Here is a 24,412-nt window from a genome sequence, read left to right as displayed (position 1 = left end):
GAGCCCGGAGCCCCGTGGAGGCGTCATGACAGCCCCAAGCACTGCCCCAGCCGCGAGCAGGGGAGGCCGTTGGATCGATCACTGGGATCCGGAGGACGAGACCTTCTGGAACGAGAAGGGCGAGAAGATCGCCCGGCGGAACCTGTTCTTCTCCGTCCTCTCCGAGCACATCGGGTTCTCGATCTGGACCCTGTGGTCGGTCATGGTGCTCTTCATGGGCCCTGAGTACGGGCTGTCCCCGGCCGACAAGTTCACCATCGTCTCGATGGCGACCCTGGTCGGCGCCGTCGTCCGGGTGCCGTACACCTTCGCGGTCGCGATCTTCGGCGGCCGGAACTGGACGATCATCTCGGCGAGCCTGCTGCTGGTGCCGACGGTCGCCGCGTTCGTCGTGATGGAGCCGGGGACGTCGTTCACGACCTTCCTGGTGTGCGCGATGCTCGCCGGCGTCGGCGGCGGCAACTTCGCCTCCAGCATGACCAACATCAACGCCTTCTTCCCGCTCCGGAAGAAGGGCTGGGCGCTCGGCCTCAACGCGGGCGGCGGAAACATCGGCGTGCCCGTCGTGCAGCTGGTCGGCCTGGCGGTCATCGGCGCCAGCGGTGGGCCGCGTGTGCTGCTCGGGATCTACATCCCGCTGATCGTGGTCGCCGCCGTCCTCGCCGCGCTGTACATGGACAGCATCTCCTCGGTGAAGAACGACACCGGCGCCGCCAAGGACGCGGTGAGGGAGGGACACACCTGGATCATGTCCTTCCTCTACATCGGGACGTTCGGGTCCTTCATCGGCTACTCCTTCGCCTTCGGGCTCGTCCTGCAGACCCAGTTCGGCCGCACGCCGCTGCAGGCCGCGTACGTCACCTTCATCGGCCCGCTGCTCGGCTCGCTGATCCGGCCCGTCGGCGGGGCGCTCGCCGACCGGTTCGGCGGGGCGCGGATCACGCTGTGGAACTACGTCGCCATGGCCGCCGCCACCTCGGTGGTCATCGTGGCCTCGATGCGGGAGTCGCTGCCGCTGTTCACCACCGCGTTCATCGCACTGTTCGTGCTGAGCGGCCTCGGCAACGGCTCGACGTTCAAGATGATCCCCGGCATCTTCCACGCCAAGGCCCTGGCCAAGGGACTGGAGGGCGAGGAGGCCGCCATCTACGGCCGCCGCCTGTCCGGCGCCTCCATGGGCCTGATCGGCGCGGTGGGCGCGCTCGGCGGACTCGGCATCAACCTCGCCTTCCGCCAGTCCTTCCTCTCGGTGGGTTCCGGCACCGGCGCCTTCGTCGCCTTCCTCGCCTTCTACGGTGTGTGCTTCGTGGTCACCTGGGCCGTATACCTTCGCCGCACGACCGTCCAGCCGCACGCCTCCACGGCCGCTTCGGAGGCGAAGCCGCAGCTCAGCTATGCCGAGGTGTGAGCCGGTGTGACGTAACACCGCTGACATCAAGCCGAACCGAGCCTGTCACGGACCGTTGACAGGCTCGATCGGCATGCGGGTGGAACCCGTGCATGCGGGTGCGACCCGACATGTACCGACTCGAGTGCGGGACGAGAGTTATGTACGACGAACAGCACAAGCCCGACCAAGGGCAACACGGCCCTCTCGCGGGGTTCACCGTAGGGGTGACCGCCGCGCGCCGCGCCGACGAGCTGGGGGCGCTGCTGCAGCGACGCGGCGCCGCCGTCCTGCACGCGCCCGCCCTGCGCATCGTGCCACTGGCCGACGACGGTGAACTCCTGGCCGCGACCAAGGAGATCGTGGACCAGGTGCCGGACGTGGTCGTGGCGACGACCGCGATCGGCTTCCGGGGATGGATCGAGGCCGCCGACGGGTGGGGGCTCGGGGAGGACCTGCTGGACCGGCTGCGCGGGGTGGAACTCCTCGCGCGCGGGCCGAAGGTGAAGGGTGCGATACGCGCCGCGGGTCTCACGGAGGACTGGTCGCCCTCGTCGGAGTCGATGGCGGAGGTGCTGGACCGGCTGCTGGAGGAGGGCGTCGACGGGCGCCGGATCGCCGTACAGCTGCACGGTGAGCCGCTGCCGGGGTTCGTGGAGGCGCTGCGGGCCGGGGGCGCGGAGGTCGTGGGGGTGCCGGTGTACCGGTGGATGCCGCCGGAGGACATCTCGCCGGTGGACCGGCTGCTGGACGCCGCCGTGACGCGTGGGATGGACGCGTTGACCTTCACGAGCGCTCCGGCCGCGGCGTCGCTGTTGTCGCGGGCCGAGGAGCGGGGGTTGCTGCCGGAGCTGCTGTCGGCGCTGAGCCACGATGTGGTGCCGGCCTGCGTGGGTCCGGTGACCGCATTGCCGTTGCAGGCGCGGGGGGTCGACACGGTCCAGCCCGAACGCTTCCGTCTCGGCCCGCTGGTTCAGCTGCTGTGCCAGGAACTGCCCGCTCGGGCCCGGGCGTTGCCGGTGGCGGGCCATCGGGTGGAGATACGCGGGCACGCCGTGCTGGTCGACGGAGTGCTGCGGCCGGTTCCGCCGGCGGGGATGTCCTTGCTGCGGGCGTTGTCGCGACGGCCGGGGTGGGTGGTGGCTCGGGCGGAGCTGCTGCGGGCGCTGCCCGGGGCCGGGCGGGACGAACACGCTGTCGAGACCGCCATGGCCCGGCTGCGATCGGCCCTCGGTACGCCGAAGTTGATCCAGACGGTGGTGAAGCGGGGGTACCGGCTGGCCCTGGATCCGGCGGCGGACGCGAAGTACGCGGACGGCTAGTCGCAGGAGTGCGGGTGTGCTGTGGTGCCCGCGCTCCGGCCCGCTGCCAAGCACCCCAATCCCGCCGTCACCAGAACCCCCCTCACCACGTTCCACGCCACCCACGCCCCCTCGAAGTCCTCCCGGAGCTCCGAGGGGTCACCCGGCCCTGCCAAGGCGTCGTTGAGCGGGATGTTCACCGCGAACGTCAGCAGCAGGGCGAGGGTGTTCGCGGCGGCGGCCGCCCACACCCACCACCTGCGCCGGTCGCGCCGCAGCTGCCAGGCCGCAAGGCCCGTCAGGACGGGTGCTCCCAGGAAGCTCAGCAGGAACACCGGGTTCTGGATGACCTCGTTGATGTCCCGCATCACCTCGACGTAGACCTCGTCCTCGCTGCGTGCCAGCCCCGGCATCACCGCGCAGGCGAAGGCGTAGAACGTGCCGGCGAGCAGGCCCGTGGTGATCGTGGCCGCCGTGAGAGTCGCTGTCCTCGTCGTCATGCGTCCAGTCAAGGCGGGGCCCCTTGCCCCGGACATGGCCATGACGCGCGCCCGCATAAGCACGCGTCCACTAGGGGTTCCGGGCGCGGAAGCGGGAAGGCACTGTTAGAGGGAACGGTTCGTCCGGGGCCGGACCCGGGGTGACCCCTAGGCGGTGACAGGCACATGGCACTGGGTACGGCCACGGTCTCGTACGAGCTGCGCTTCGATGCCGGACGGCTCTGTCTGGATCTCCTCGCCACCACGCACCCGGGCGAGCGGCTCGACTCCGTCGAGGTGTTGCGCGCGTGGATCACGGGGTCCGGACTCGTCCCGGCCGGGACCTCCCTCGCCCACGCCGACGACCCATGGCTCCTCGACTTCCGGGAACTGCGGGGACGTGTCGACCAGTTGGTCCGTGGCGCGCTGTCGGCCGAGGTCAGGTCCTGGCCGTCGTACGAGCGCGCGCTCGCCCGGGTGAACCAGGCGGCCCGCACCTCACCACCCGCCCCGCGCGCGATCCGCGCTCAGGACGGCACCCTCGTCCGCGAGTTGGAGGGGCCACCCGAGCGCCCGGCGCTGCTCGCCGCCGTCGCCCGGGACGCCGTCGAACTGCTCACCGATCCGGTCGCCCGGGCCGCGCTGCGGCAGTGCGCGGGGGACAACTGCCCGATCGTCTACCTCGACACCTCGCGCGGGCGCCGGCGCCGCTGGTGCAGCAGTGAGGTGTGCGGGAACCGCGAGCGGGTCGCCCGGCATCGGCGCAGGGCGGCGCTCGCCCGCGCCTGACGATCCGTTAAGTCCCTTTCGCGCGCTTCCTGTCCGCCGCTGTCGAAGTGATTTCGATTACACGTCGTTTACCTTCACCTGGTCCGTACCAAGCCCCTGCCTCCCTTCTCGCGTGGCGAAAATGTAAAGACATTGAAGGGGGAATGTGCCCTCGTGTCCCCTCCGTCATGTCACCCAGGAGAAAACTGTCAGCCGCGTTTGAACACTCAACGCGTCCGTTGCGTACGGGTGGTGGAGCGACCGGCTGGGGGAGCCCAGACGAAGTGGGGACACCGGAGGTGGGCGTGCGCAAGGATGCGGCCGTGGCCAATGAACGTGGATCGAGGGCCCGACATCGCATGTCCCAGCCCTCGGTCGAACCTGACGAGGAGCTGATGCGTGCTCTGTACAGAGAGCACGCCGGACCCCTGCTTGCGTACGTCCTCCGACTGGTCGCCGGTGACCGGCAGCGCGCCGAGGACGTCGTGCAGGAGACGCTCATCCGTGCCTGGAAGAACGCCGGTCAGCTCAATCGAGCGACCGGATCGGTACGCCCCTGGCTGGTGACGGTCGCACGCCGCATCGTCATCGACGGCCACCGCAGCCGGCAGGCCCGGCCGCAGGAGGTCGATCCGTCGCCGCTGGAGGTCATCCCCGCGGAGGACGAGATCGACAAGGCGCTGTGGTTGATGACGCTGTCGGACGCGCTCGACGACCTGACCCCCGCCCACCGGGAGGTGCTCGTCGAGACGTATTTCAAGGGGCGTACCGTCAACGAGGCGGCCGAGACGCTGGGGATACCCAGCGGAACCGTCCGCTCACGGGTGTTCTACGCCCTGCGGTCGATGAAGCTGGCACTGGAGGAGCGGGGGGTGACGGCGTGATGAACACATACGGGGGATACGGAGCAGGGGGTCCGGGTATGTCTGGCCCCATGCAGGGATCGCAGGGCCCTTCGGGCGCGAACGAGCACGAGACCGTCGGCGCCTACGCCCTCGGGATTCTCGACGACGCCGAAGCAACCGCTTTCGAAATGCACCTCGCCACCTGCGAATGGTGCGCCCAGCAGCTCGACGAGCTGGCCGGGATGGAGCCGATGCTGGCCGCGCTGGCCGACCTGCCGGGCTCCGGCACGCCCGCCATCGGCGAGTCGCTGTCGGCCAAGCCGAGTCCGCGCCTGGTGCAGAACCTCGTCGACGAGGTCGCCGAGCGCCGCGCGATGACCCGCCGCCGCAGCTTCTACATGGTGGCCGCGGCAGCCGCCCTGATCATCGGCGGCCCGGTCGCCGCCATCGCCACCACCGACAGCGGCGGTACGGCCAACGAGGCGCACGCCACCAGCCCGGCCAAGGCCGCCTTCGACGTCATGACCGACCGGGTCGCCGGCCGCGACGCCTCCACCAAGGTCTCCGCGACGGTCGCCATGGAGCCCAAGGCCTGGGGCACGCACGCCGTGCTGGAACTGAAGAACGTCACCGGACCCGAGAAGTGCTCCCTGATCGCCGTCGGCAAGAACGGCGAGCGCGAGACGATCACCTCCTGGTCGGTCCCGAAGTGGGGCTACGGCATCGCGAACGCCAAGACCGAGCAGGCCAGACAGCCGCTGTACGTGCACGGCGGGGCGGCCTTCGCGCCCGAGGAGATCGAGCGCTTCGAGGTCATGACGTTCGAGGGCAAGCGTCTGGTCGAGGTGGCCGTATGACGCGGCACATGGCGGACGCATAGCTTCCAGGGGCCCCCTTCGCGTACGGTTGACGGCTGCCCAGCACGTCAGAAGGGGGCCCGGTGGCCGCACAGGCTCAGCAGGAAACCGCGGTCGGCTCGGTCCAGGACTCCGTCCGGGACCGTGAGATCAGCGTCGAACAGGAACACCTGGACCGGGTGTACCACCGCCTCGAGGAAAAGATCCACGAGGCCGAGTTCCTCATGCGTGACGCGGCCGAGCGCGGCAAGGTCGGCACGCCCGGCGCGCTCGCCGAACGCGACGCGCAGGTCTTCCGGGCGGGCGTGCACCTCAACCGGCTGAACAACGAGTACGAGGACTTCCTCTTCGGCCGGATCGACCTGCTGCTCGGCAAGGACGGCAAGAAGGGGCCCGACGGCGCCTACACCGCCGTGGAGCCCGCCGAGGGCGCCGTGCGCGGTGACAACACCGCCGACATCGCCGAGACCCTGCACATCGGGCGGATCGGCGTCCTCGACGACGACTACGCCCCGCTGGTCATCGACTGGCGGGCCCCGGCCGCCGCCCCCTTCTACCGCTCCACCCCGGTCGACCCCGGCCGGGTGGTGCGCAGACGGGTCATCCGCTCCAAGGGGCGCCGCGTCCTCGGGGTCGAGGACGACCTGATGCGCCCCGAGCTGACGGCCTTCCTGGACGGCCGGGAGCTGCCCGTGATCGGCGACGGCGCCCTGATGGCCGCGCTCGGCCAGGCCCGGACCCACACCATGCGGGACATCGTCGCCTCCATCCAGGCCGAGCAGGACCTGGTCATCCGCGCCCCCGCCGCCTCCGTGACCTACGTCGAGGGCGGCCCGGGCACCGGCAAGACCGCCGTCGCCCTGCACCGCGCCGCCTACCTGCTCTACCAGGACCGGCGCCGCTACTCGGGCGGCATCCTGATCGTCTCCCCGACCCCGCTGCTGGTGGCGTACACCGAGGGCGTCCTGCCGTCGCTCGGCGAGGAGGGGCAGGTCGCCATCCGCGCGATCGGCTCGCTGGTCGACGGCGCCGAGGCCACCCTGTACGACTCCCCGGCCACGGCCCGCGCCAAGGGCTCGTACCGCATGCTCAAGGTGCTCCGGAAGGCCGCGCGCGGAGCTCTGGAGCTGAACGATTCTCCGACCCGCCTGCGCGTCGTCGCCTTCGGCCGCCGGCTGGAGCTGGAGGCAGAGCAGCTCGCGGAGATCCGGCGCACCGCCCTCAGCGGCACCGCCCCGGTGAACCTGCTGCGCCCGCGCGCCCGCAAGCTCCTGCTGGACGCCCTGTGGACGCGGTCCGGCGGCGCCGCCCGGCACACCGACCCGGAGCTCGCCGCCGAGCTGCGCTCCTCCTTCGACGAGGACGTGACCGGCGAGGACTCCTTCCTGGAGTTCCTGGACGCCTGGTGGCCGGAGCTGACCCCGCGGACGGTCCTCACGGCGATGTCCGAGGAGAAGCGCCTCGGCCGCTGGGCCCGGCGCGTCCTGAACCCGGGCGAGGTCCGCCGTGTCGCCCGCTCCCTGCGCCGCGACGGGCACTCGGTGCACGACATCGCCATGCTGGACGAGCTCCAGGCGATCCTCGGTGCCCCGGCCCGCCCGAAGAAGAAGCGCGAGCTGGACCCCCTCGACCTGCTCACGGGTCTGGAGGAGCTGATGCCGGTGCGCGAGGAGAGCCAGCGCGAGCGCGCCGAGCGGCTCGCCCAGGAGCGCACCGAGTACGCCCACGTCATCGTCGACGAGGCCCAGGACCTCACGCCGATGCAGTGGCGCATGGTCGGCCGCCGCGGCCGGCACGCCACCTGGACGATCGTCGGCGACCCGGCCCAGTCCTCCTGGTCCGACCCCGACGAGGCGGCCGAGGCCCGCGACGAGGCCCTCGGCACCCGTCCGCGCCGCCGCTTCCAGCTCACCGTGAACTACCGCAACCCCGCGGAGATCGCCGAGCTGGCCGCGAAGGTGCTGGCGCTCGCCATGCCGGGCTCCGAGTCTCCGTCCGCGGTGCGCTCGACGGGCGTCCGCCCGCGGTTCGCCGTCGTCCGCGACTCCCTCGGCGAGACGGTCCGCGAGGAGGCGGCCCGGCTGCTGGACCGCGTCGACGGCACGATCGGCGTGGTCGTCGCCATGCAGCGCCGCGAGGAGGCCGCCCGCTGGCTCGCCGGGCTCGGCGACCGGGTCGTGGCCCTCGGCAGCCTGGAGGCCAAGGGCCTGGAGTACGACGCCACCGTCGTCGTCTCCCCGGCGGAGATCGCGGACGAGTCCCCGGCGGGCCTGCGTGTCCTCTATGTCGCCCTCACCCGCGCCACCCAGCAGCTGACGGTGGTCTCGGGCGAGCGGGACGAGCCCGACGCGACGGGGGTGCCGGATCTTCTCCGGGACTGACCGCCGGTACGGGAATGGCCTCACGGGATCGGTTTGTTAGCCTGGGTGTGGCACCGGCCCGATCCAAGCCCCCGGGCCCAACCTTCGTCCCTTAGAGGGACCACTTGCCGCGAGGCGAGCATGGCGGGTCGGTGTCACTGAACTACGAGAGGCCCACGTCACGAGTGTGACGTGGGCCTCTTTGTCGTCGTAGGGCTGGCTGATCGATTCTCGTATCGTGGAAGATGTTTTCCGAAATCGCAGCACCAGGTGAACCGCCCGGTGAACAAAACGTCCGCAATCCAGGGCGGCTACCACGTACTCAGCGGTAGGTGCGACGATCGGACGGCACAACTTCGCGACACGGTGAAAGCAGAGGAAGTCGGCCATGGCAACGGCGCCCAGCGTCTCCTACTCGATGACGGTCCGGCTGGAGGTGCCCGCCAGCGGAACGGCGGTCTCGCAGCTCACCACGGCCGTCGAGTCCCACGGAGGCTCGGTCACCGGCCTCGACGTCACCGCGTCCGGCCACGAGAAGCTGCGCATCGACGTCACCATCGCGGCGACCTCCACCAAGCACGCCGACGAGATCGTCGAGCAGCTGCGGGGCATCGAGGGCGTCACGCTCGGCAAGGTCTCGGACCGTACGTTCCTCATGCACCTCGGCGGCAAGATCGAGATGCAGTCGAAGCATCCCATCCGCAACCGTGACGACCTCTCCATGGTCTACACCCCGGGTGTGGCCCGGGTCTGCATGGCCATCGCCGAGAACCCCGAGGACGCCCGCCGCCTCACCATCAAGCGCAACTCCGTCGCGGTCGTGACGGACGGCTCCGCGGTGCTCGGCCTCGGCAACATCGGCCCCAAGGCCGCGCTGCCGGTGATGGAGGGCAAGGCGGCCCTGTTCAAGCGGTTCGCCGGGATCGACGCCTGGCCGATCTGCCTGGACACCCAGGACACCGACGCGATCGTCGAGATCGTGAAGGCCATCGCCCCCGGCTTCGCCGGCATCAACCTCGAGGACATCTCGGCGCCCCGCTGCTTCGAGATCGAGGCGCGGCTGCGCGAGGCCCTGGACATCCCCGTCTTCCACGACGACCAGCACGGCACCGCGATCGTGGTGCTCGCCGCGCTGACCAACGCGCTGCGGGTGGCGGGCAAGTCCATCGAGGGCATCCGGGTCGTCATGTCCGGCGCCGGCGCGGCCGGCACGGCCATCCTGAAGCTGCTGCTGGCGGCCGGTGTGAAGAACGCCGTCGTCGCCGACATCCACGGCGTGGTGCACGCCGGGCGCGAGGACCTGGTGGGCGCGGCCCCCGACTCGCCGCTGCGCTGGATCGCCGACAACACCAACCCCGAGGGCCTGACCGGCACCCTGAAGGAGGCCGTGCGCGGCGCGGACGTCTTCATCGGCGTCTCGGCCCCGAACGTCCTCGACGGCACCGACGTGGCCGCCATGGCGGACGGCGCCATCGTGTTCGCGCTCGCGAACCCCGACCCCGAGGTGGACCCGGCGATCGCTCGCCAGACGGCGGCGGTCGTGGCCACCGGCCGCTCCGACTTCCCGAACCAGATCAACAACGTGTTGGTCTTCCCGGGCGTCTTCCGCGGCCTGCTGGACGCCCAGTCCCGCACGGTCAACACCGAGATGATGCTCGCGGCCGCGAAGGCCCTGGCGGACGTGGTGACCGAGGACGAGCTGAACCCGAACTACATCGTCCCCAGCGTCTTCAACGACAAGGTCGCGGGCGCGGTGGCCGGTGCGGTTCGGGAGGCGGCGAAGGCGGCCGGGGTGGCACCGGGCGCCGACTCGGGCGTCTGAACGGCGTCCGCCAGGACGTGACGATCGCCACGGCAAGCCCTTGTCGCGGCGCGTCGTGGAACCGAGGGCCTGGGAAGGCCGTTTATGGTGACGGCCAGGCTCAGGCCCTCTTTTCGTGTGACTCCCAAGGGTGTTCTCACGACTCGGACGGGTGCCGGATTGGCTTTCCCGCCGCAGGTAGGGGCAGGATGCGTCTCTGGGCGCGAGGGTCTGACGACGGACCCGGGTCCGGGGACCGCCGAGGACCCTGGCAGCATCGGCTTCGCTGTGCCCACTATGCGGCTCCGCCGCGTGGCACGCCTCAACAGCAAGAAGAACACGGGAGTAACAACATGAACCGCAGTGAGCTGGTGGCCGCGCTGGCCGACCGTGCCGAGGTGACCCGCAAGGACGCCGACGCCGTGCTGGCCGCGTTCGCCGAGACCGTCGGCGAGATCGTCGCCAAGGGCGACGAGAAGGTCACCATCCCCGGCTTCCTGACCTTCGAGCGCACCCACCGTGCCGCTCGCACCGCGCGCAACCCGCAGACCGGCGACCCGATCCAGATCCCGGCCGGCTACAGCGTGAAGGTCTCCGCGGGCTCGAAGCTCAAGGAAGCCGCCAAGGGCAAGTAAAGGCGCCTGTTCGCCGTTGAGGTTCGGCGCCTTGGGCGACTGCCGGTCCGCTGTGGCTGGTCGCGCAGTTCCCCGCGCCCCTTGAGCGGCGACGCAGTGAACGCGTATGGGGCGGTCACCCGGACTCGGGTGACCGCCCCATCGGCGTTCGTACGACTGCGCCGGCTACCCGGGTGCCTTGCCCGGGAGTTCGACCTTCGCGCCGAGTTCCACGAGCTTCTCCATGCTGTGCCGTCCCGGCGGATGACCCCCGGATCCCCAGCCGAGGGTGGTGTGTCCTGGGCCGGGGTGGGGAGTTGCGGTCAGCCGAGTGCCTTGCCGGGGAGTTCGACCTTCGCGCCGAGTTCCACGAGCTTCTCCATGCTGTGCCGTCCCGGGGGATGACCCCCGGACCCCCAGCCGAGGGTGGTGTGTCCTGGGCCGGGGTGGGGAGTTGCGGTCAGCCGGGTGCCTTGCCCGGGAGTTCGACCTTCGCGCCGAGTTCCACGAGCTTCTCCATGCTGTGCCGTCCCGGGGGATGACCCCCGGACCCCCAGCCGAGGGTGGTGTGTCCTGGGCCGGGGTGGGGAGTTGCGGTCAGCCGAGTGCCTTGCCGGGGAGTTCGACCTTCGCGCCGAGTTCCACGAGCTTCTCCATGAAGTTCTCGTAGCCGCGGTTGATGAGGTCGATGCCGTGGACCCGGGACGTGCCCTGGGCCGCCAGGGCCGCGATGAGGTAGGAGAAGCCGCCGCGCAGGTCGGGGATGACCAGGTCGGCGCCCTGGAGTTTGGTCGGGCCGGAAACCACCGCGGAGTGCAGGAAGTTGCGCTGCCCGAAGCGGCAGTCGGAGCCGCCGAGGCACTCGCGGTAGAGCTGGATGTGGGCGCCCATCTGGTTCAGCGCGGAAGTGAAGCCGAGGCGGGACTCGTACACCGTCTCGTGGATGATGGACAGGCCGGTTGCCTGGGTCAGCGCCACCACCAACGGCTGCTGCCAGTCCGTCTGGAAGCCCGGGTGGACGTCCGTCTCCAGCGCGATGGACTTCAACTGGCCGCCGGGGTGCCAGAAGCGGATGCCCTCGTCGTCGATCTCGAAGGCACCGCCCACCTTCCGATAGGTGTTCAGGAACGTCATCATCGAGCGCTGCTGGGCGCCGCGGACGTAGATGTTGCCCTCGGTCGCGAGCGCCGCGGACGCCCAGGAGGCGGCCTCCAGACGGTCCGGCAGGGCGCGGTGGGTGTAGCCGCCGAGCTTGTCGACACCGGTGACCCGGATCGTGCGGTCGGTGTCCATCGCGATGATGGCGCCCATCTTCTGCAGGACGCAGATGAGGTCCTCGATCTCGGGCTCCACCGCGGCGTTGGACAGCTCCGTGACGCCCTCCGCCAGCACCGCCGTCAGCAGCACCTGCTCGGTGGCGCCGACGGACGGGTACGGCAGCCGGATCTTCGTGCCGCGCAGCCGCTGCGGAGCCTCCAGGTACTGTCCATCGGCCCGCTTCTCGATGGTCGCGCCGAACTGCCGCAGCACCTCGAAGTGGAAGTCGATGGGCCGGCCGCCGATGTCGCAGCCGCCGAGGCCCGGGATGAAGGCGTGCCCGAGGCGGTGCAGCAGCGGACCGCACAGCAGGATCGGGATACGGCTCGAACCCGCGTGGGCATCGATGTCAGCGACGTTCGCGCTCTCCACGTGGGAGGGATCCATGACGAGTTCGCCGGGCTCCTCGCCCGGACGGACCGTCACACCGTGCAGTTGGAGCAGTCCGCGTACGACCCGGACGTCGCGAATGTCCGGAACGTTGCGCAGTCGACTTGGCTCACTGCCCAGCAGGGCGGCGACCATCGCCTTCGGCACGAGGTTCTTCGCGCCGCGGACACGGATCTCGCCCTCCAGCGGGGTTCCGCCGTGGACAAGCAGGACATCGTCGTTGACGGTCATGTATCTCGCGTTCCGATGAGTGGGGCAGGGGCCGAGGGAAACAGGGTAATCGCCGCCGACCCCCGTTCCGTAAGCCCAAGGACGGCCCAGCTACGTCATAGCTGTGTCACAACACGAACGGTTCCGCGCCGGGCACGAGGGGTCACCGGGGCGGTCGTGCGCCGGGGGCTCGCGATCCGGGGCTGAGCTGCGTTCACTCCCTTACCGGGATTGCCTCCCCACGCGAAGGGAAGATGCGGGATCATGTCTGGCATGACCGAGGTGTCCTCGCTCACAGGGCGGTTGCTCGTGGCAACGCCCGCCCTGGCGGACCCGAACTTCGACCGTGCGGTCGTGCTCCTTCTCGACCACGACGAGGATGGCTCGCTCGGCGTCGTCCTCAACCGTCCGACCCCGGTGGACGTGGGGGACATCCTGGAGGGCTGGGGCGACCTCGCCGGCGAGCCCGGAGTCGTCTTCCAGGGCGGCCCGGTGTCCCTGGACTCCGCGCTCGGGGTGGCCGTCATCCCCGGTGGCGCGAGCGGCGAGAGCGCCCCGCTGGGCTGGCGCCGGGTGCACGGCGCGATCGGGCTGGTCGATCTGGAGGCCCCGCCCGAACTGCTCGCCTCGGCCCTCGGCTCGCTGCGGATCTTCGCCGGGTACGCCGGCTGGGGCCCGGGCCAGCTGGAGGACGAGCTGGTGGAGGGCGCCTGGTACGTCGTGGAGTCGGAGCCCGGTGATGTGTCGTCCCCGGCCCCGGAGCGGCTCTGGCGGGAGGTGCTGCGCCGCCAGCGCAACGAACTGGCGATGGTGGCCACGTACCCCGACGACCCTTCGCTCAACTGACGCATGTGAGCTTCAGTACTCTTGGTTGTTATGAGCACTCTCGAGCCCGAGCGCGGGACTGGTACGGGGACCCTCGTAGAGCCGACGCCGCAGGTGTCCCACGGCGACGGCGACCACGAGCGCTTCGCCCACTACGTCCAGAAGGACAAGATCATGGCGAGCGCCCTCGACGGGACCCCCGTCGTGGCGCTGTGCGGCAAGGTCTGGGTGCCCGGCCGCGACCCGAAGAAGTACCCCGTGTGTCCCATGTGCAAGGAGATCTACGAGTCCATGGGCTCCGGCGGGGACGACAAGGGCAAGGGCGGCGACAAGAAGAAGTAGCCCTGCTCCTCGTCTGAGTTTTCCGAAGGCCCTCGGGGCGCGCTGTCCGGCGCGCCCCGAGGGCCTTCGCGTTGCCCGCCGCGTGATCGCTCGCGTGATCCCTCGCGTGTCACGAACTGGTTGAGACCTCTTGTGGACATGTTCATGTAGTCCATAGCCTCCGGGGTGTTGTTGTGCAGAGCAAAACAGTCATTGCGTATGTTGCAACGCTCGGAGGATTGCTCCATGAAGCTCCCCGCCCGTCTCGCCGTACTCCTCGCTGTCATGGCCGCCACCGCCTGCTCCCCCCAGACGTCCGACAACTCCTCCTCCGACAAGGACGAGAAGACCGGCACCCTGCGGGTCTGGCTCTTCCAGGAGGTCAGCAACAAGCCGAAGGAGGAGGTCGTCGACTCCGTCCTCGCCGCCTTCGAGAAGTCCCACGAGGACACGAAGGTCAGCGTCGAGTACATCCCCGTCGAGACCCGCGCCCAGCGCGTCAAGGCCGCCTTCAACGACCCCAAGTCCGCGCCCGACGTCATCGAGTACGGCAACACCGACACCGCGGGCTATGTGAAGGACGGCGGACTCCTCGACGTCACCGAGGAGTTCGGCGCCTGGGAGGAGGCCACGGACACCGACCCCACCGCCAGGCAGTCGGTCACCGTGGACGGCAAGGTCTACGGCGCCCCCTACTTCGTGGGGGTGCGCGCGCTGTACTACCGCACGGACGTCTTCGAGGAACTCGGCCTCGAGGTGCCGAGAACGCAAGCCGAGCTGATCTCCACGGCGAAGGAGATACGGGCCGAGAAGCCCGAGCTGTACGGCCTCGCCGTGGGCGGTGCCTACACCTACGGCGCGATGCCGTTCGTGTGGGCGAACGGCGGCGAACTCGCCACCGGCAAGAGCGGCTCGTACGCCGCCGCCATCGACAGCCCGGCCGCGCGGAAGGGCATCGAGGCGTACACCTCCCTCTTCGGCGACGACAACTGCCCCGCAGCGACCTGCGCCGGCATGGGCGGCAACGACACGGTGACCGCGTTCGCCTCCGGCAAGGCGGGGATGGCGATCGGCGGCGACTTCAGCCACGCGGCGGTGGAGGCGGGGAAGGTCAAGGGCAAGTACGCGGTGGTGCCGCTGCCGGGCATCGAGGCGGGTTCCATCGCTCCGGCCTTCGCGGGCGGCAACAACATCGGCGTACTGAAGAGCACGACGCACCGCACGCTCGCGGTGGACCTGATGAAGCGGCTCGCGTCCAAGGAGACCCAGGCGTCGATGTTCGACGCGATGGGATTCCTGCCGACGTTCTCCGACGTACGGCGGCAGGCGGCGGCGAAGGAGCCGTTCGTGAAGCCGTTCACACAGACGCTCGAGGCGGGCACCAAGTTCGTCCCGGCCTCCCCGGCCTGGGCCGCCATCGACTCGGGGCTCGTCCTGCCGACGATGTTCCAGGAGATCGTCAGCGGCAAGAAGTCGGTGGCCGAGGCCTCCGGTGACGCGGCGAGGAAGATGAACGACGCGTTCGGCTCCGCCGGGTGACCTCGGTGACCCACCGCACGACCTGGACTCCCTGGCTCTATCTCGCCCCCGCTCTCGTCGTCCTCGGCGGTCTGCTCGCCTACCCCATCTACCAGCTCGGCCTCATCTCCCTCTTCCACTACACCCAGGCCCAGGTCAGCGGGGGCGAGCCGACGACCTTCGAGGGCTTCGGGAACTACGCCGAGCTGTTAGGAGACTCCCAGTTCTGGGAGGTGCTGCTGGCGACCGTGGTGTTCGCGGCGGCCTGTGTCGTCTCGACGCTCGCCGTCGGATGCGCCCTCGCCGTACTGCTCACGCGGGTGCGTGCCGTGCCGCGGCTCGCGCTGATGCTCGCGGCACTCGGCGCGTGGGCGACGCCGGCCGTCACCGGCTCGACGGTGTGGCTGTTCCTCTTCGACCCCGACTTCGGGCCGGTGAACCGGGTGCTGGGACTCGGCGACCACTCCTGGACGTACGGCCGCCTGAGTGCCTTCTTCCTCGTCCTCCTCGAAGTGGTCTGGTGCTCCTTCCCGTTCGTGATGGTGACGGTCTACGCCGGAATCCGTGCGGTGCCGGGCGAGGTGCTGGAGGCCGCCGCGCTGGACGGCGCCTCGCAGTGGCGGATCTGGCGGTCCGTGCTCGCGCCGATCCTGCGGCCCATCCTGGTCGTCGTCACCATCCAGTCCGTCATCTGGGACTTCAAGGTCTTCACCCAGATCTACGTCATGACCAACGGCGGCGGCATCGCGGGCCAGAACCTGGTGCTCAACGTGTACGCCTACCAGAAGGCGTTCGCGTCCTCGCAGTACGGCCTCGGCTCGGCGATCGGCGTCGTGATGCTGCTGATCCTGCTCGCCGTGACGCTCGGGTACCTGCGGCTGTTGCGCCGGCAGGGGGAGGAGCTGTGAATCTTCTTCGGGGCCTTGTGGCCCGTCCGTGGCGGTTCGCGGCAGAGGTGACCGCCCTGGTGGTCGCCGCGGTCGTCGCCTTCCCGCTGTACTGGATGGTGCTCGGCGCCTTCAAACCCGCCGGGGAGATCGAGTCGACCGAGCCCCGGCCCTGGACGACGGCACCCTCGCTGGACTCCTTCCGGCGCGTGTTCGAGCAGCAGGAATTCGGTCGGTATTTCGTCAACAGCCTTGTCGTCGCGGGCACCGTCGTCGTCGCCTCGGCGCTGATCGCGTTTCTCGCGGCGACCGCCGTGACCCGATTCCGGTTCCGCTTCCGGACCACCCTGCTGATCATGTTTCTGGTGGCCCAGATGGTGCCCGTGGAAGCGCTCACGATCCCCTTGTTCTTCCTCATGCGGGACGCCGGACAACTGAACACACTGGGCTCGCTGATCCTGCCGCACATCGCCTTCTCGCTGCCGTTCGCGATCTGGATGCTGCGGGGGTTCGTGAAGGCGGTCCCGGAGTCTTTGGAGGAGGCCGCGTACCTCGACGGGGCGAGCCGCGCGCGATTCCTGTGGCAGATCCTTTTCCCGCTCGTGCTGCCGGGGTTGGTGGCCACGAGCGTGTTTTCCTTCATCTCGGCCTGGAACGACTTCCTGTTCGCCAAGTCGTTCATCATCAGCGACACTTCGCAGTCGACTCTGCCGATGGCGCTGCTGGTCTTCTACAAGCCGGACGAGCCGGACTGGGGCGGCGTGATGGCCGCGTCGACGGTGATGACGATTCCGGTGCTGGTGTTCTTCGTACTCGTACAGCGACGGTTGGTCTCGGGACTGGGCGGAGCGGTCAAGGATTGAGGTGGTGGATGTGATTCCGGAGCCCGCCTACGTGCGCCGGTACGGGACCGAGTTCTGGCAACTGGGGCCGGGGACCGGACTGGCCGTGGGGGAGGGGGCGGAACCGGCGGCGCGGTGGCTGCGCTCCGTGCTGGGCGCCGCCACCAGCCTGCCGCTGGCTCCCGCGAGCGCGGACGGGGAGGACGTCATCCGTCTCTCCGTCAACCCCACGGTGGCCGAGGGGCTCGCCGCGGAGAGCTACCAGCTCGCCGTCACCCCCAGCGGGGCCCATGTGGTCGGCGGGGGTCCGGCCGGCCTGTTCTGGGGCGTCCAGACGTTGCGCCAGCTGCTCGGTCCGGACGCCTACCGCCGCGCGCCGCTGCCCGGCCGGCAGTGGCGGTTGCCGCTGATCCACGTCCAGGACAGCCCCCGCTTCCGCTGGCGCGGGCTCATGCTCGACGTCGCCCGGCACTTCCTGCCCAAAGACCAGGTGCTGCGCCACCTGGATCTGATGGCCGCGCACAAACTCAACGTCCTCCACTTCCACTTGACCGACGATCAGGGCTGGCGGGTCGAGATCAGGAAGTACCCCCGGCTCACCGAGGTCGGCTCCTGGCGGGCGCGTACGAAATTCGGCCACCGCGCCTCTCCGCTGTGGGAGGAGAAGCCGCACGGTGGCTTCTACACCCAGGACGACATCCGCGAGATCGTCGCCTACGCCGCCGAGCGGCATATCACCGTCGTCCCGGAAATCGACGTACCGGGCCACTCGCAGGCCGCCATCGCCGCGTACCCGGAACTCGGCAACACCGACGTCATCGACACCGCCTCCCTGACCGTCTGGGACAACTGGGGAATCTCCGCCAACGTACTCGCCCCCACTGACAACACCCTGCGCTTCTACGAGGGGGTGTTCGAGGAACTGCTGGAGCTGTTCCCCTCGGAGTTCGTTCACGTCGGCGGTGACGAATGTCTGAAGGACCAATGGCGGCAGTCGCCCACCGCCCAGGCGCGCATCAAGGAACTCGGACTCACCGACGAGGACGGACTCCAGGCCTGGTTCATCGCGCACTTCGACAACTGGCTCTCCGCGCGCGGGCGCAGGCTCATCGGCTGGGACGAGATCCTGGAGGGCGGCCTCGCCAAGGGCGCGGCCGTGTCCTCCTGGCGCGGCTACGAGGGCGGGATCGCCGCCGCGCGCGCGGGGCACGACGTCGTCATGTGCCCCGAGCAGTACGTGTACCTGGACCACCGCCAGGCGTCCGGCGAGGACGAGCCGGTACCCATCGGCTACGTCCGCACCCTGGAGGACGTCTACCGGTTCGAGCCCGTCCCACCCGCCCTGACCTCGGAGGAAGCCCGGCACGTCCTCGGCACGCAGGCCAATGTGTGGACCGAGGTGATGGAGGACCACGCGCGCGTGGACTACCAGGTCTTCCCCCGGCTCGCCGCCTTCGCGGAGGTGGCCTGGAGCGCCCTTCCGGCCCCCGGGGAACGGGACTTCGCCGACTTCGAACGCCGTATGACGGCCCATTACGCCCGGCTCGACGCCCTGGGTGTCGCCTACCGCCCGCCCACCGGACCGCTCCCGTGGCAGCGCCGCCCCGGAGTGCTCGGCCGCCCCATCGAAGGACCGCCTCCGAACAGGTAATGGAAAAACCCCGGCAGGGTCACCGAAGAGTGGCAATTCGCTCGGACCGGTGATGCCGGACCAAAACGGACCATCCCCCTGATGAAGTGGGCGAATGCCTCCTAGCGGACCCCCGCGTTCGAGCCCTGCGAAGATGTGCCAGAGTTGCCACGTCCGCCCTGTCAGCACGTACCGTACGGCAGCAACAGGTGGGACCAGGTGGGGCAGCGGGAAGGGGCAGCCGGTTTGACCACGCACGCACCGCAGGCGGCGCAGGCCGTCACGCTGCCCACGACACTGGACGAGGCCGTGGCGGCGCTCACCGCCATGCCGGCCGCCGTTCCCGTGGCCGGCGGCACCGATCTGATGGCCGCCGTCAACTCCGGGCAGCTCAGGCCCGCCGCGCTGGTCGGCCTCGGCAAGATCAGCGAGATCCGCGGCTGGCAGTACCAGGACGGCCACGCGCTGCTCGGCGCCGGGCTCACGCACGCGCGCATGGGCCGCCCCGACTTCGCCGCCCTGATCCCGGCGCTCGCCGCCTCCGCGCGCGCGGCCGGCCCGCCGCAGATCCGCAACGCCGGCACCCTGGGCGGCAACATCGCCACCGCTGCCCCGACCGGCGACGCCCTGCCGGTGCTGGCGGCCCTGGAGGCGACGCTGATCATCGCGGGCCCGGGCGGGGCCCGCCGGGAGATGCCGGTGTCGCATCTGCTGGCCGGCATGGAGATGCTGCGGCCCGGCGAACTCATCGGCTACGTGCGCGTGCCGCTGCTGCACGCCCCCCAGGTCTTCCTCAAGGCGACCGGGCGGACCGGGCCGGGGCGCGCCCTGGCCTCCGTGGCGCTCGTCCTCGACCCCGCGCGCCGGGGTGTGCGCTGCGCCGTGGGAGCCATAGCGCCGATGCCGCTCAGGCCCCTGGAGGCCGAGCAGTGGGTGGCGCAGCTGATCGACTGGGACAACGACCGCGCCGTCGTCCCGGAGGCGCTGACCGCCTTCGGCGAGTACGTCGCCGCGGCCTGCATCCCCGACCCCGCCCCGGGCGAGGACGGCTCCGTGGAGCAGCTCCCGCCCGCCGTACTGCACCTGCGGCGCACCGTCGCCGCGCTGGCCCGACGAGCACTGGGGAGGGCGCTGTCGTGACCGACGACCAGCACGGAGAGGGCGCCCCGCAGGGCGGGGGCCGCTGGGATCCGTTGCCCCAGGGCGACTACGACGACGGCGCCACCGCCTTCGTGAAGCTCCCCGAGGGCGGCGTCGACGCCCTGCTGGCCTCCTCCGACAGTCCGCTGGCCGCACCGGGGCACGGCTATGTGCCGCCGCCCATAACGGTCACGCCCGGCACCACCGCGGGCACCGACCCGGCGGCCACCGGCACCTGGGCGATGCCCGCGGGCGGCGTGCAGTGGCCCGACGCGAACGCGGGCACCGAGGAGGCCGGGAACGACCGGTTCACCTACAACCCCGCCGCGACCGGCCAGTGGAACTTCGAGGATGCCGGGGCCGCCGACAGCGCGCCGGGTCACGACGTCACGGGCCAGTGGTCGATCCCCGTCGCCGATGGCGACCTTCCCGACGAATCGGGCGAGTTCACCACCTCCTCACTGGTCGAGCAGTGGGGCGGCACCCCGCCGGCCACCCTCCCCGGCGGCGCGCCCGCGCCCTGGGCGACCCAGCCGCCGCCCCAGTCCATCGGCGAGCCGTGGAGCCAGCCGGCTCCCGAACAGGCCGAGCCCGCGCCCGAACAGGCCGACCGCGCCGCCGAGCACGGCGCGCCGCACGCGCATCTGCCCGTGGACGCCGACACGGCCGTACCGCGGCCGCCCGCGCCGGAGCCCGTCGCGGAGGCCGCCGAGCCCGCTCCAGAGGCCTCTGAGGCCGCTGTGGAGGCCCGTGAGCCGGAAGGGGCCGCCGAGGGGCCCCAGGAGGCCGACAGCGGCGCCGAGAGCGCCGTGGAGCCGCCCACCGACCAGCCCTCGCCGCCCGGTGAGGAACACCCCCTCGCCTCCTACGTGCTGCGGGTCAACGGCGTCGACCGCCCGGTGACCGACGCCTGGATCGGCGAGTCGCTGCTCTACGTGCTGCGTGAGCGGCTCGGTCTCGCGGGCGCCAAGGACGGCTGCTCGCAGGGCGAGTGCGGAGCCTGCAACGTCCAGGTCGACGGGCGGCTCGTCGCCTCGTGCCTGGTGCCCGCCGTGACCGCCGCCAGCAGTGAAGTCCGTACCGTCGAGGGCCTCGCCGTCGACGGACACCCCTCCGACGTGCAGCGCGCGCTCGCCCGGTGCGGTGCCGTGCAGTGCGGCTTCTGCGTGCCCGGCATGGCGATGACCGTGCACGACCTGCTGGAGGGCAACCCCGCCCCCACCGAGCTGGAGACCCGCCAGGCGCTCTGCGGCAACCTGTGCCGCTGCTCCGGCTACCGCGGAGTCGTCGAGGCGGTCAAGGAGGTCGTCGCCGAACGCGAGGCGCACAGCGCGGCCGACGGTGAGCCGGACCCCGACGAGGCACGCATCCCGCACCAGGCGGGCCCGGGAGCCGGCGGGGTGCACCCCTCGGCGCTCGATCCGCACGACCAGGCGTACGGACAGGACGGAGGCCAGGCGTGAGCAACGAAGCCGCCACCGCGCCCACCCCCGCGGAGGCAGCCCCCGCCCCCGAGCCGATCCCGCACGGCCTCGGCGCCTCGCTGCCGGCCGCCGACGCCCAGGCCAAGACCGAGGGCACCTTCCCCTACGCGGCCGACCTGTGGGCCGAGGGACTGCTGTGGGCGGCCGTGCTGCGCTCCCCGCACGCGCACGCGCGCATCGTGTCCATCGACACCACCCACGCGCGGGAGATGCCCGGCGTGCGCGCCGTCGTCACCCACGAGGACGTCCCCGGCACCCCGGTGCACGGCCGCGGCACGGCCGACCGTCCCGTGTTCGCCTCCGAGGTCGTACGGCACCACGGCGAGCCCATCGCGGCCGTGGCCGCCGACCACCCCGACACCGCGCGGATGGCCGCGGCCGCCGTCATCGTCGAGTACGAGGTGCTCGACCCGGTGACCGACCCCGAGCAGGCCTTCGAGGCCGAGCCGCTGCACCCCGACGGCAACCTGATCCGGCACATCCCCTTGCGCCACGGCGACCCGGACGCGGCCGGCGAGATCGTCGTCGAGGGCCTGTACCGCATCGGCCGCCAGGACCCCGCGCCCATCGGCGCCGAGGCCGGGCTCGCGGTGCCGCGCCCGGACGGCGGGGTCGAGCTGTACCTGGCCTCCACCGACCCGCACACCGACCGCGACACCGCCGCCGCCTGCTACGGCCTCGCCCCGGACCGCGTGAAGATCGTCGTCACCGGTGTCCCCGGCGCCACCGCCGACCGCGAGGACCAGGGCTTCCAGCTCCCGCTCGGGCTGCTGGCCCTGAAGACCGGCTGCCCGGTGAAGCTGACGGCGACCCGCGAGGAGTCGTTCCTCGGCCACGTCCACCGCCACCCGACGTTGCTCCGCTACCGCCACCACGCGGACGCCGAGGGCACGTTGGTCAAGGTCGAGGCGCAGATCCTGCTGGACGCGGGCGCCTACGCGGACACCTCCGCGGAGGCGCTGGCGGCCGCGGTGTCCTTCGCCTGCGGGCCCTACGTGGTGCCGAACGCCTTCATCGAGGGCTGGGCCGTGCGCACCAACAACCCGCCCTCGGGACACGTCCGGGGAGAGGGGGCCATGCAGGTGGCCGCCGCCTACGAGGCGCAGATGGACAAGCTGGCGAAGAAGCTCGGCGTCGACCCGGCCGAGCTGCGCCTGCGCAACGCCATGGCGACCGGCGACGTCCTGCCCACCGGCCAGACGGTGACCTGCCCGGCACCGGTGGCCGAACTCCTGCAGGCGGTACGGGACTTCCCGCTGCCCCCGCTGCCCAAGGACACCCCCGAGGACGAGTGGCTGCTGCCCGGCGGCCCCGAGGGCGCGGGCGAACCGGGCGCGGTCCGCCGGGGCGTGGGCTACGGGCTCGGCATGGTGCACATGCTGGGCGCCGAGGGCGCCGACGAGGTCTCCACGGCGACCGTCAAGGTGCAGGGCGGGGTCGCCACGGTCCTGTGCGCGGCGGTGGAGACCGGACAGGGCTTCGCCACGCTGGCCCGGCAGATCGTCCAGGAGACCCTGGGCATCGACGAGGTCCATGTGGCCCCGGTCGACACCGACCAGCCCCCGGCGGGCGCGGGCTGCCGCGGCCGGCACACCTGGGTGTCCGGCGGCGCGGTGGAGCGGGCGGCGAAGATGGTCCGCACCCAGCTGCTGCAGCCGCTGGCGCACAAGTTCGGCATGTCCACCGAGCTGCTCCAGATCACCGACGGCAAGATCACGTCGTACGACGGCGTCCTGTCGACCACCGTCACGGAGGCGCTGGACGGCAAGGAGCTGTGGGCGACCGCCCAGTGCCGGCCGCATCCCACCGAGCCGCTGGACGAGGCCGGCCAGGGCGACGCCTTCGTGGGCCTGGCGTTCTGCGCGATCCGCGCGGTCGTGGACGTCGACATCGAACTCGGTTCGGTACGCGTGGTGGAGCTGGCCCTCGCCCAGGACGTGGGCCGGGTGCTCAACCCGGCGCAGCTCGCGGCGCGGATCGAGGCGGGCGTCACGCAGGGCGTCGGCATAGCGCTCACGGAGAACCTGCGCACCGCGCGCGGCGCGATCCGCCACCCCGACCTGACCGGATACGCCCTGCCGACGGCCCTGGACGCCCCGGACATCAAGATCGTGAAGCTGGTCGAGGAGCGGGACGTGGTCGCTCCGTTCGGCGCCAAGGCGGTCAGCGCGGTGCCGGTGGTGGCCTCGCCGGCGGCCATCGCCTCCGCCGTGCGGGCGGCGACGGGACGGCCGGTGAACCGGCTGCCCATCCGGCCGCAGGCGGCGGTTGTGACGGGCGGCACGTGAGCCGCTGAGCGGGCGTTGTCAGTGGTGCGGCGTAGTGTTTCGAGGTGTCGGGACACGCACGGGGGGACACCATGAACGGGACGATCACCAGGCCGGACCAACTGCTGCGCTGCGGGCGCCTGCTCGACACCTTGACGCTGGTGGCGGGCCCTGAGCTGCTCCAGTGGGAGGCGTCGGGTCTGGCCGTCGCCGTGCCGCCCCGGATGCTCGCCGAGGAGTTCGGCCGCGGCAGGGTGGCGCGCTTCGAGGACGTCGACTTCCCGGCGGCGCTCACCCATGAGCCGACCCGCCGCTTCCTGCGCGAGACGGGCCTGCCGGAGGAGCACGCCCTGTTCCGCATGGACGTGGACATGGTCCTGCCGACGCTGACGGAGGCGTACGAGGCCGACCTCCCCGAGGAGGCGGACCGGCTGATCGTCCTCGGCCGTCTGGACGACGAGGCCACCACCCTCCTCCTGCACGGCGAGACGGGCACGCTCCTGACCTGGACGGCACCGGGCACGACACCGCACCCGCTGAACGCCGACGTCTCCACCCTCGCCTTCACCCTGTGGCTGCTGCACCGGGACGCGGTCCGCCCATGACCGAGGACATCGTCATCCGCCCCGCCGAGCCGTCGGACCTGGAGGCGGTCGCGGAGCTGCGCTGGCGGTGGATGGCGGAGAACGGCGACACCCCGACGACGATCGAACGCCCCGACTTCGTGCGCCACTTCGTCGCCTGGGCCGCCGACAACTCCGCCTCGCACCGATGCACGGTCCTGGTCCGCGACTCGGTGGTCATCGGCATGGCCTGGCTGGCGGTCGTCCACCGCGTCCCGACCCCGCGATCCCCGCACCGCGCCTCCGGCGACCTGCAGTGCGTCTACGTCGTCCCCGAGGCGCGGGACACGGGCCTGGGCGGCCGCCTGATCGACCGGACCCTGGCCGCGGCCACGTCCCTGGGCCTGGAGCGCGTCACGGTCCACTCCTCCCCGCGAGCGATCCCGGCCTACGCCCGCCGGGGCTTCGAGAACTCCCCTCGCCTGATGCAGGCGCGGACGGCGGGACCGGCCTAGGAGTTGTCTTCAATTGTCACGCCCACATCAGGAGCGAGGCGAGGGTGACGGCTGCCTGGTAGGACTCGGCGGTCTTGTCGTAGCGGGTCGC

General features: G+C 71.1%; 21 protein-coding genes. 19 read left to right on the top strand and 2 right to left on the bottom strand.

Annotated features, from left to right (window positions below; translation table 11 throughout):
- The first annotated feature begins 25 nt into the window (after positions 1–25).
- Both ACWDRW_RS27535 and ACWDRW_RS27530 read left to right on the top strand, forming a co-directional pair.
- Entirely contained in the window at positions 26–1,408 is a 1,383-nt protein-coding gene (locus ACWDRW_RS27535) for a nitrate/nitrite transporter (RefSeq protein WP_451726958.1), read from the top strand.
- A gap of 140 nt (positions 1,409–1,548) precedes the next feature.
- Positions 1,549–2,709, top strand: a complete 1,161-nt coding sequence (locus tag ACWDRW_RS27530; protein WP_451726955.1) for a uroporphyrinogen-III synthase — start codon at positions 1,549–1,551, stop codon at positions 2,707–2,709.
- Here the strand turns inward: ACWDRW_RS27530 and ACWDRW_RS27525 are convergent.
- Positions 2,706–3,188, bottom strand: a complete 483-nt coding sequence (locus tag ACWDRW_RS27525) for an anthrone oxygenase family protein (RefSeq protein WP_451726953.1) — start codon at positions 3,186–3,188, stop codon at positions 2,706–2,708. The two genes, ACWDRW_RS27530 and ACWDRW_RS27525, sit on opposite strands and share 4 nt — an antisense overlap.
- Before the next feature lie 165 nt (positions 3,189–3,353).
- Between ACWDRW_RS27525 and ACWDRW_RS27520 the strand changes: the two genes are divergently transcribed.
- The 6 genes from ACWDRW_RS27520 to ACWDRW_RS27495 all read left to right on the top strand — a co-directional run bounded on the left by ACWDRW_RS27520 (position 3,354) and on the right by ACWDRW_RS27495 (position 10,433).
- A complete protein-coding gene (locus ACWDRW_RS27520) occupies positions 3,354–3,956 on the top strand; it encodes a CGNR zinc finger domain-containing protein (RefSeq protein ID WP_451726950.1) in 603 nt (200 codons plus the stop codon).
- 278 nt (positions 3,957–4,234) lie between these two features.
- Positions 4,235–4,819, top strand: a complete 585-nt coding sequence (locus tag ACWDRW_RS27515; protein WP_078598885.1) for a sigma-70 family RNA polymerase sigma factor — start codon at positions 4,235–4,237, stop codon at positions 4,817–4,819.
- Positions 4,820–4,869: 50 nt separating this feature from the next.
- Positions 4,870–5,637 (top strand): anti-sigma factor family protein, encoded by a 768-nt coding sequence (locus ACWDRW_RS27510; protein ID WP_451726948.1) that lies wholly within the window; start codon positions 4,870–4,872, stop codon positions 5,635–5,637.
- A gap of 83 nt (positions 5,638–5,720) precedes the next feature.
- Positions 5,721–8,018: a HelD family protein gene (locus ACWDRW_RS27505; RefSeq protein ID WP_451726945.1), complete on the top strand. Its 2,298-nt coding sequence runs from the start codon at positions 5,721–5,723 to the stop codon at positions 8,016–8,018.
- 367 nt (positions 8,019–8,385) lie between these two features.
- Complete coding sequence (locus tag ACWDRW_RS27500; protein ID WP_451726943.1) at positions 8,386–9,819, top strand: malic enzyme-like NAD(P)-binding protein; 1,434 nt, start codon at positions 8,386–8,388, stop codon at positions 9,817–9,819.
- Positions 9,820–10,151: 332 nt separating this feature from the next.
- Positions 10,152–10,433 (top strand): HU family DNA-binding protein, encoded by a 282-nt coding sequence (locus tag ACWDRW_RS27495; RefSeq protein ID WP_007382399.1) that lies wholly within the window; start codon positions 10,152–10,154, stop codon positions 10,431–10,433.
- Positions 10,434–11,009: 576 nt separating this feature from the next.
- Here ACWDRW_RS27495 and murA read toward each other — a convergent pair.
- The gene (gene murA, locus ACWDRW_RS27490) at positions 11,010–12,350 is read right to left on the bottom strand and encodes a UDP-N-acetylglucosamine 1-carboxyvinyltransferase (protein ID WP_451726940.1); all 1,341 of its coding nucleotides are present in this window, start codon (positions 12,348–12,350) and stop codon (positions 11,010–11,012) included.
- Between the two features lie 252 nt (positions 12,351–12,602).
- On the opposite strand from murA, the gene ACWDRW_RS27485 reads away from it, so the two are divergent.
- From ACWDRW_RS27485 to ACWDRW_RS27435, 11 genes are all read left to right on the top strand, one after another.
- Positions 12,603–13,175, top strand: coding sequence for a YqgE/AlgH family protein (locus tag ACWDRW_RS27485; RefSeq protein ID WP_451726937.1), 573 nt, complete (start codon positions 12,603–12,605; stop codon positions 13,173–13,175).
- Positions 13,176–13,205: 30 nt separating this feature from the next.
- Positions 13,206–13,496 carry a DUF3039 domain-containing protein gene (locus ACWDRW_RS27480; RefSeq protein WP_351931262.1) on the top strand — a complete coding sequence of 97 codons (291 nt, stop codon included), beginning with the start codon at positions 13,206–13,208 and terminating at the stop codon, positions 13,494–13,496.
- 225 nt (positions 13,497–13,721) lie between these two features.
- Complete coding sequence (locus ACWDRW_RS27475) at positions 13,722–15,014, top strand: extracellular solute-binding protein (RefSeq protein WP_451726934.1); 1,293 nt, start codon at positions 13,722–13,724, stop codon at positions 15,012–15,014.
- Positions 15,011–15,901, top strand: coding sequence for a carbohydrate ABC transporter permease (locus ACWDRW_RS27470; RefSeq protein WP_451726931.1), 891 nt, complete (start codon positions 15,011–15,013; stop codon positions 15,899–15,901). The genes ACWDRW_RS27475 and ACWDRW_RS27470 overlap by 4 nt, the downstream gene beginning before the upstream one ends.
- Positions 15,898–16,743, top strand: coding sequence for a carbohydrate ABC transporter permease (locus ACWDRW_RS27465; RefSeq protein WP_451726928.1), 846 nt, complete (start codon positions 15,898–15,900; stop codon positions 16,741–16,743). The genes ACWDRW_RS27470 and ACWDRW_RS27465 overlap by 4 nt, the downstream gene beginning before the upstream one ends.
- A 4-nt stretch (positions 16,744–16,747) precedes the next feature.
- Positions 16,748–18,373, top strand: a complete 1,626-nt coding sequence (locus tag ACWDRW_RS27460) for a beta-N-acetylhexosaminidase (protein ID WP_451726925.1) — start codon at positions 16,748–16,750, stop codon at positions 18,371–18,373.
- A gap of 225 nt (positions 18,374–18,598) precedes the next feature.
- Positions 18,599–19,492: an FAD binding domain-containing protein gene (locus ACWDRW_RS27455; protein WP_451726922.1), complete on the top strand. Its 894-nt coding sequence runs from the start codon at positions 18,599–18,601 to the stop codon at positions 19,490–19,492.
- Positions 19,489–20,955, top strand: a complete 1,467-nt coding sequence (locus ACWDRW_RS27450) for a 2Fe-2S iron-sulfur cluster-binding protein (protein ID WP_451726920.1) — start codon at positions 19,489–19,491, stop codon at positions 20,953–20,955. The genes ACWDRW_RS27455 and ACWDRW_RS27450 overlap by 4 nt, the downstream gene beginning before the upstream one ends.
- On the top strand, positions 20,952–23,264 hold the full coding sequence (locus ACWDRW_RS27445; RefSeq protein ID WP_451726917.1) for a xanthine dehydrogenase family protein molybdopterin-binding subunit: 2,313 nt from the start codon (positions 20,952–20,954) through the stop codon (positions 23,262–23,264). Before ACWDRW_RS27450 ends, ACWDRW_RS27445 begins: the two co-directional genes overlap by 4 nt.
- Before the next feature lie 71 nt (positions 23,265–23,335).
- A complete protein-coding gene (locus ACWDRW_RS27440) occupies positions 23,336–23,848 on the top strand; it encodes an SUKH-4 family immunity protein (RefSeq protein WP_451726914.1) in 513 nt (170 codons plus the stop codon).
- The gene (locus ACWDRW_RS27435; protein WP_451726911.1) at positions 23,845–24,321 is read left to right on the top strand and encodes a GNAT family N-acetyltransferase; all 477 of its coding nucleotides are present in this window, start codon (positions 23,845–23,847) and stop codon (positions 24,319–24,321) included. Before ACWDRW_RS27440 ends, ACWDRW_RS27435 begins: the two co-directional genes overlap by 4 nt.
- The last annotated feature ends 91 nt before the right edge of the window (positions 24,322–24,412 follow it).

This window comes from Streptomyces sp. NPDC003635 (assembly GCF_053587635.1).
This window is presented reverse-complemented; position numbering and strand designations above follow the sequence as displayed.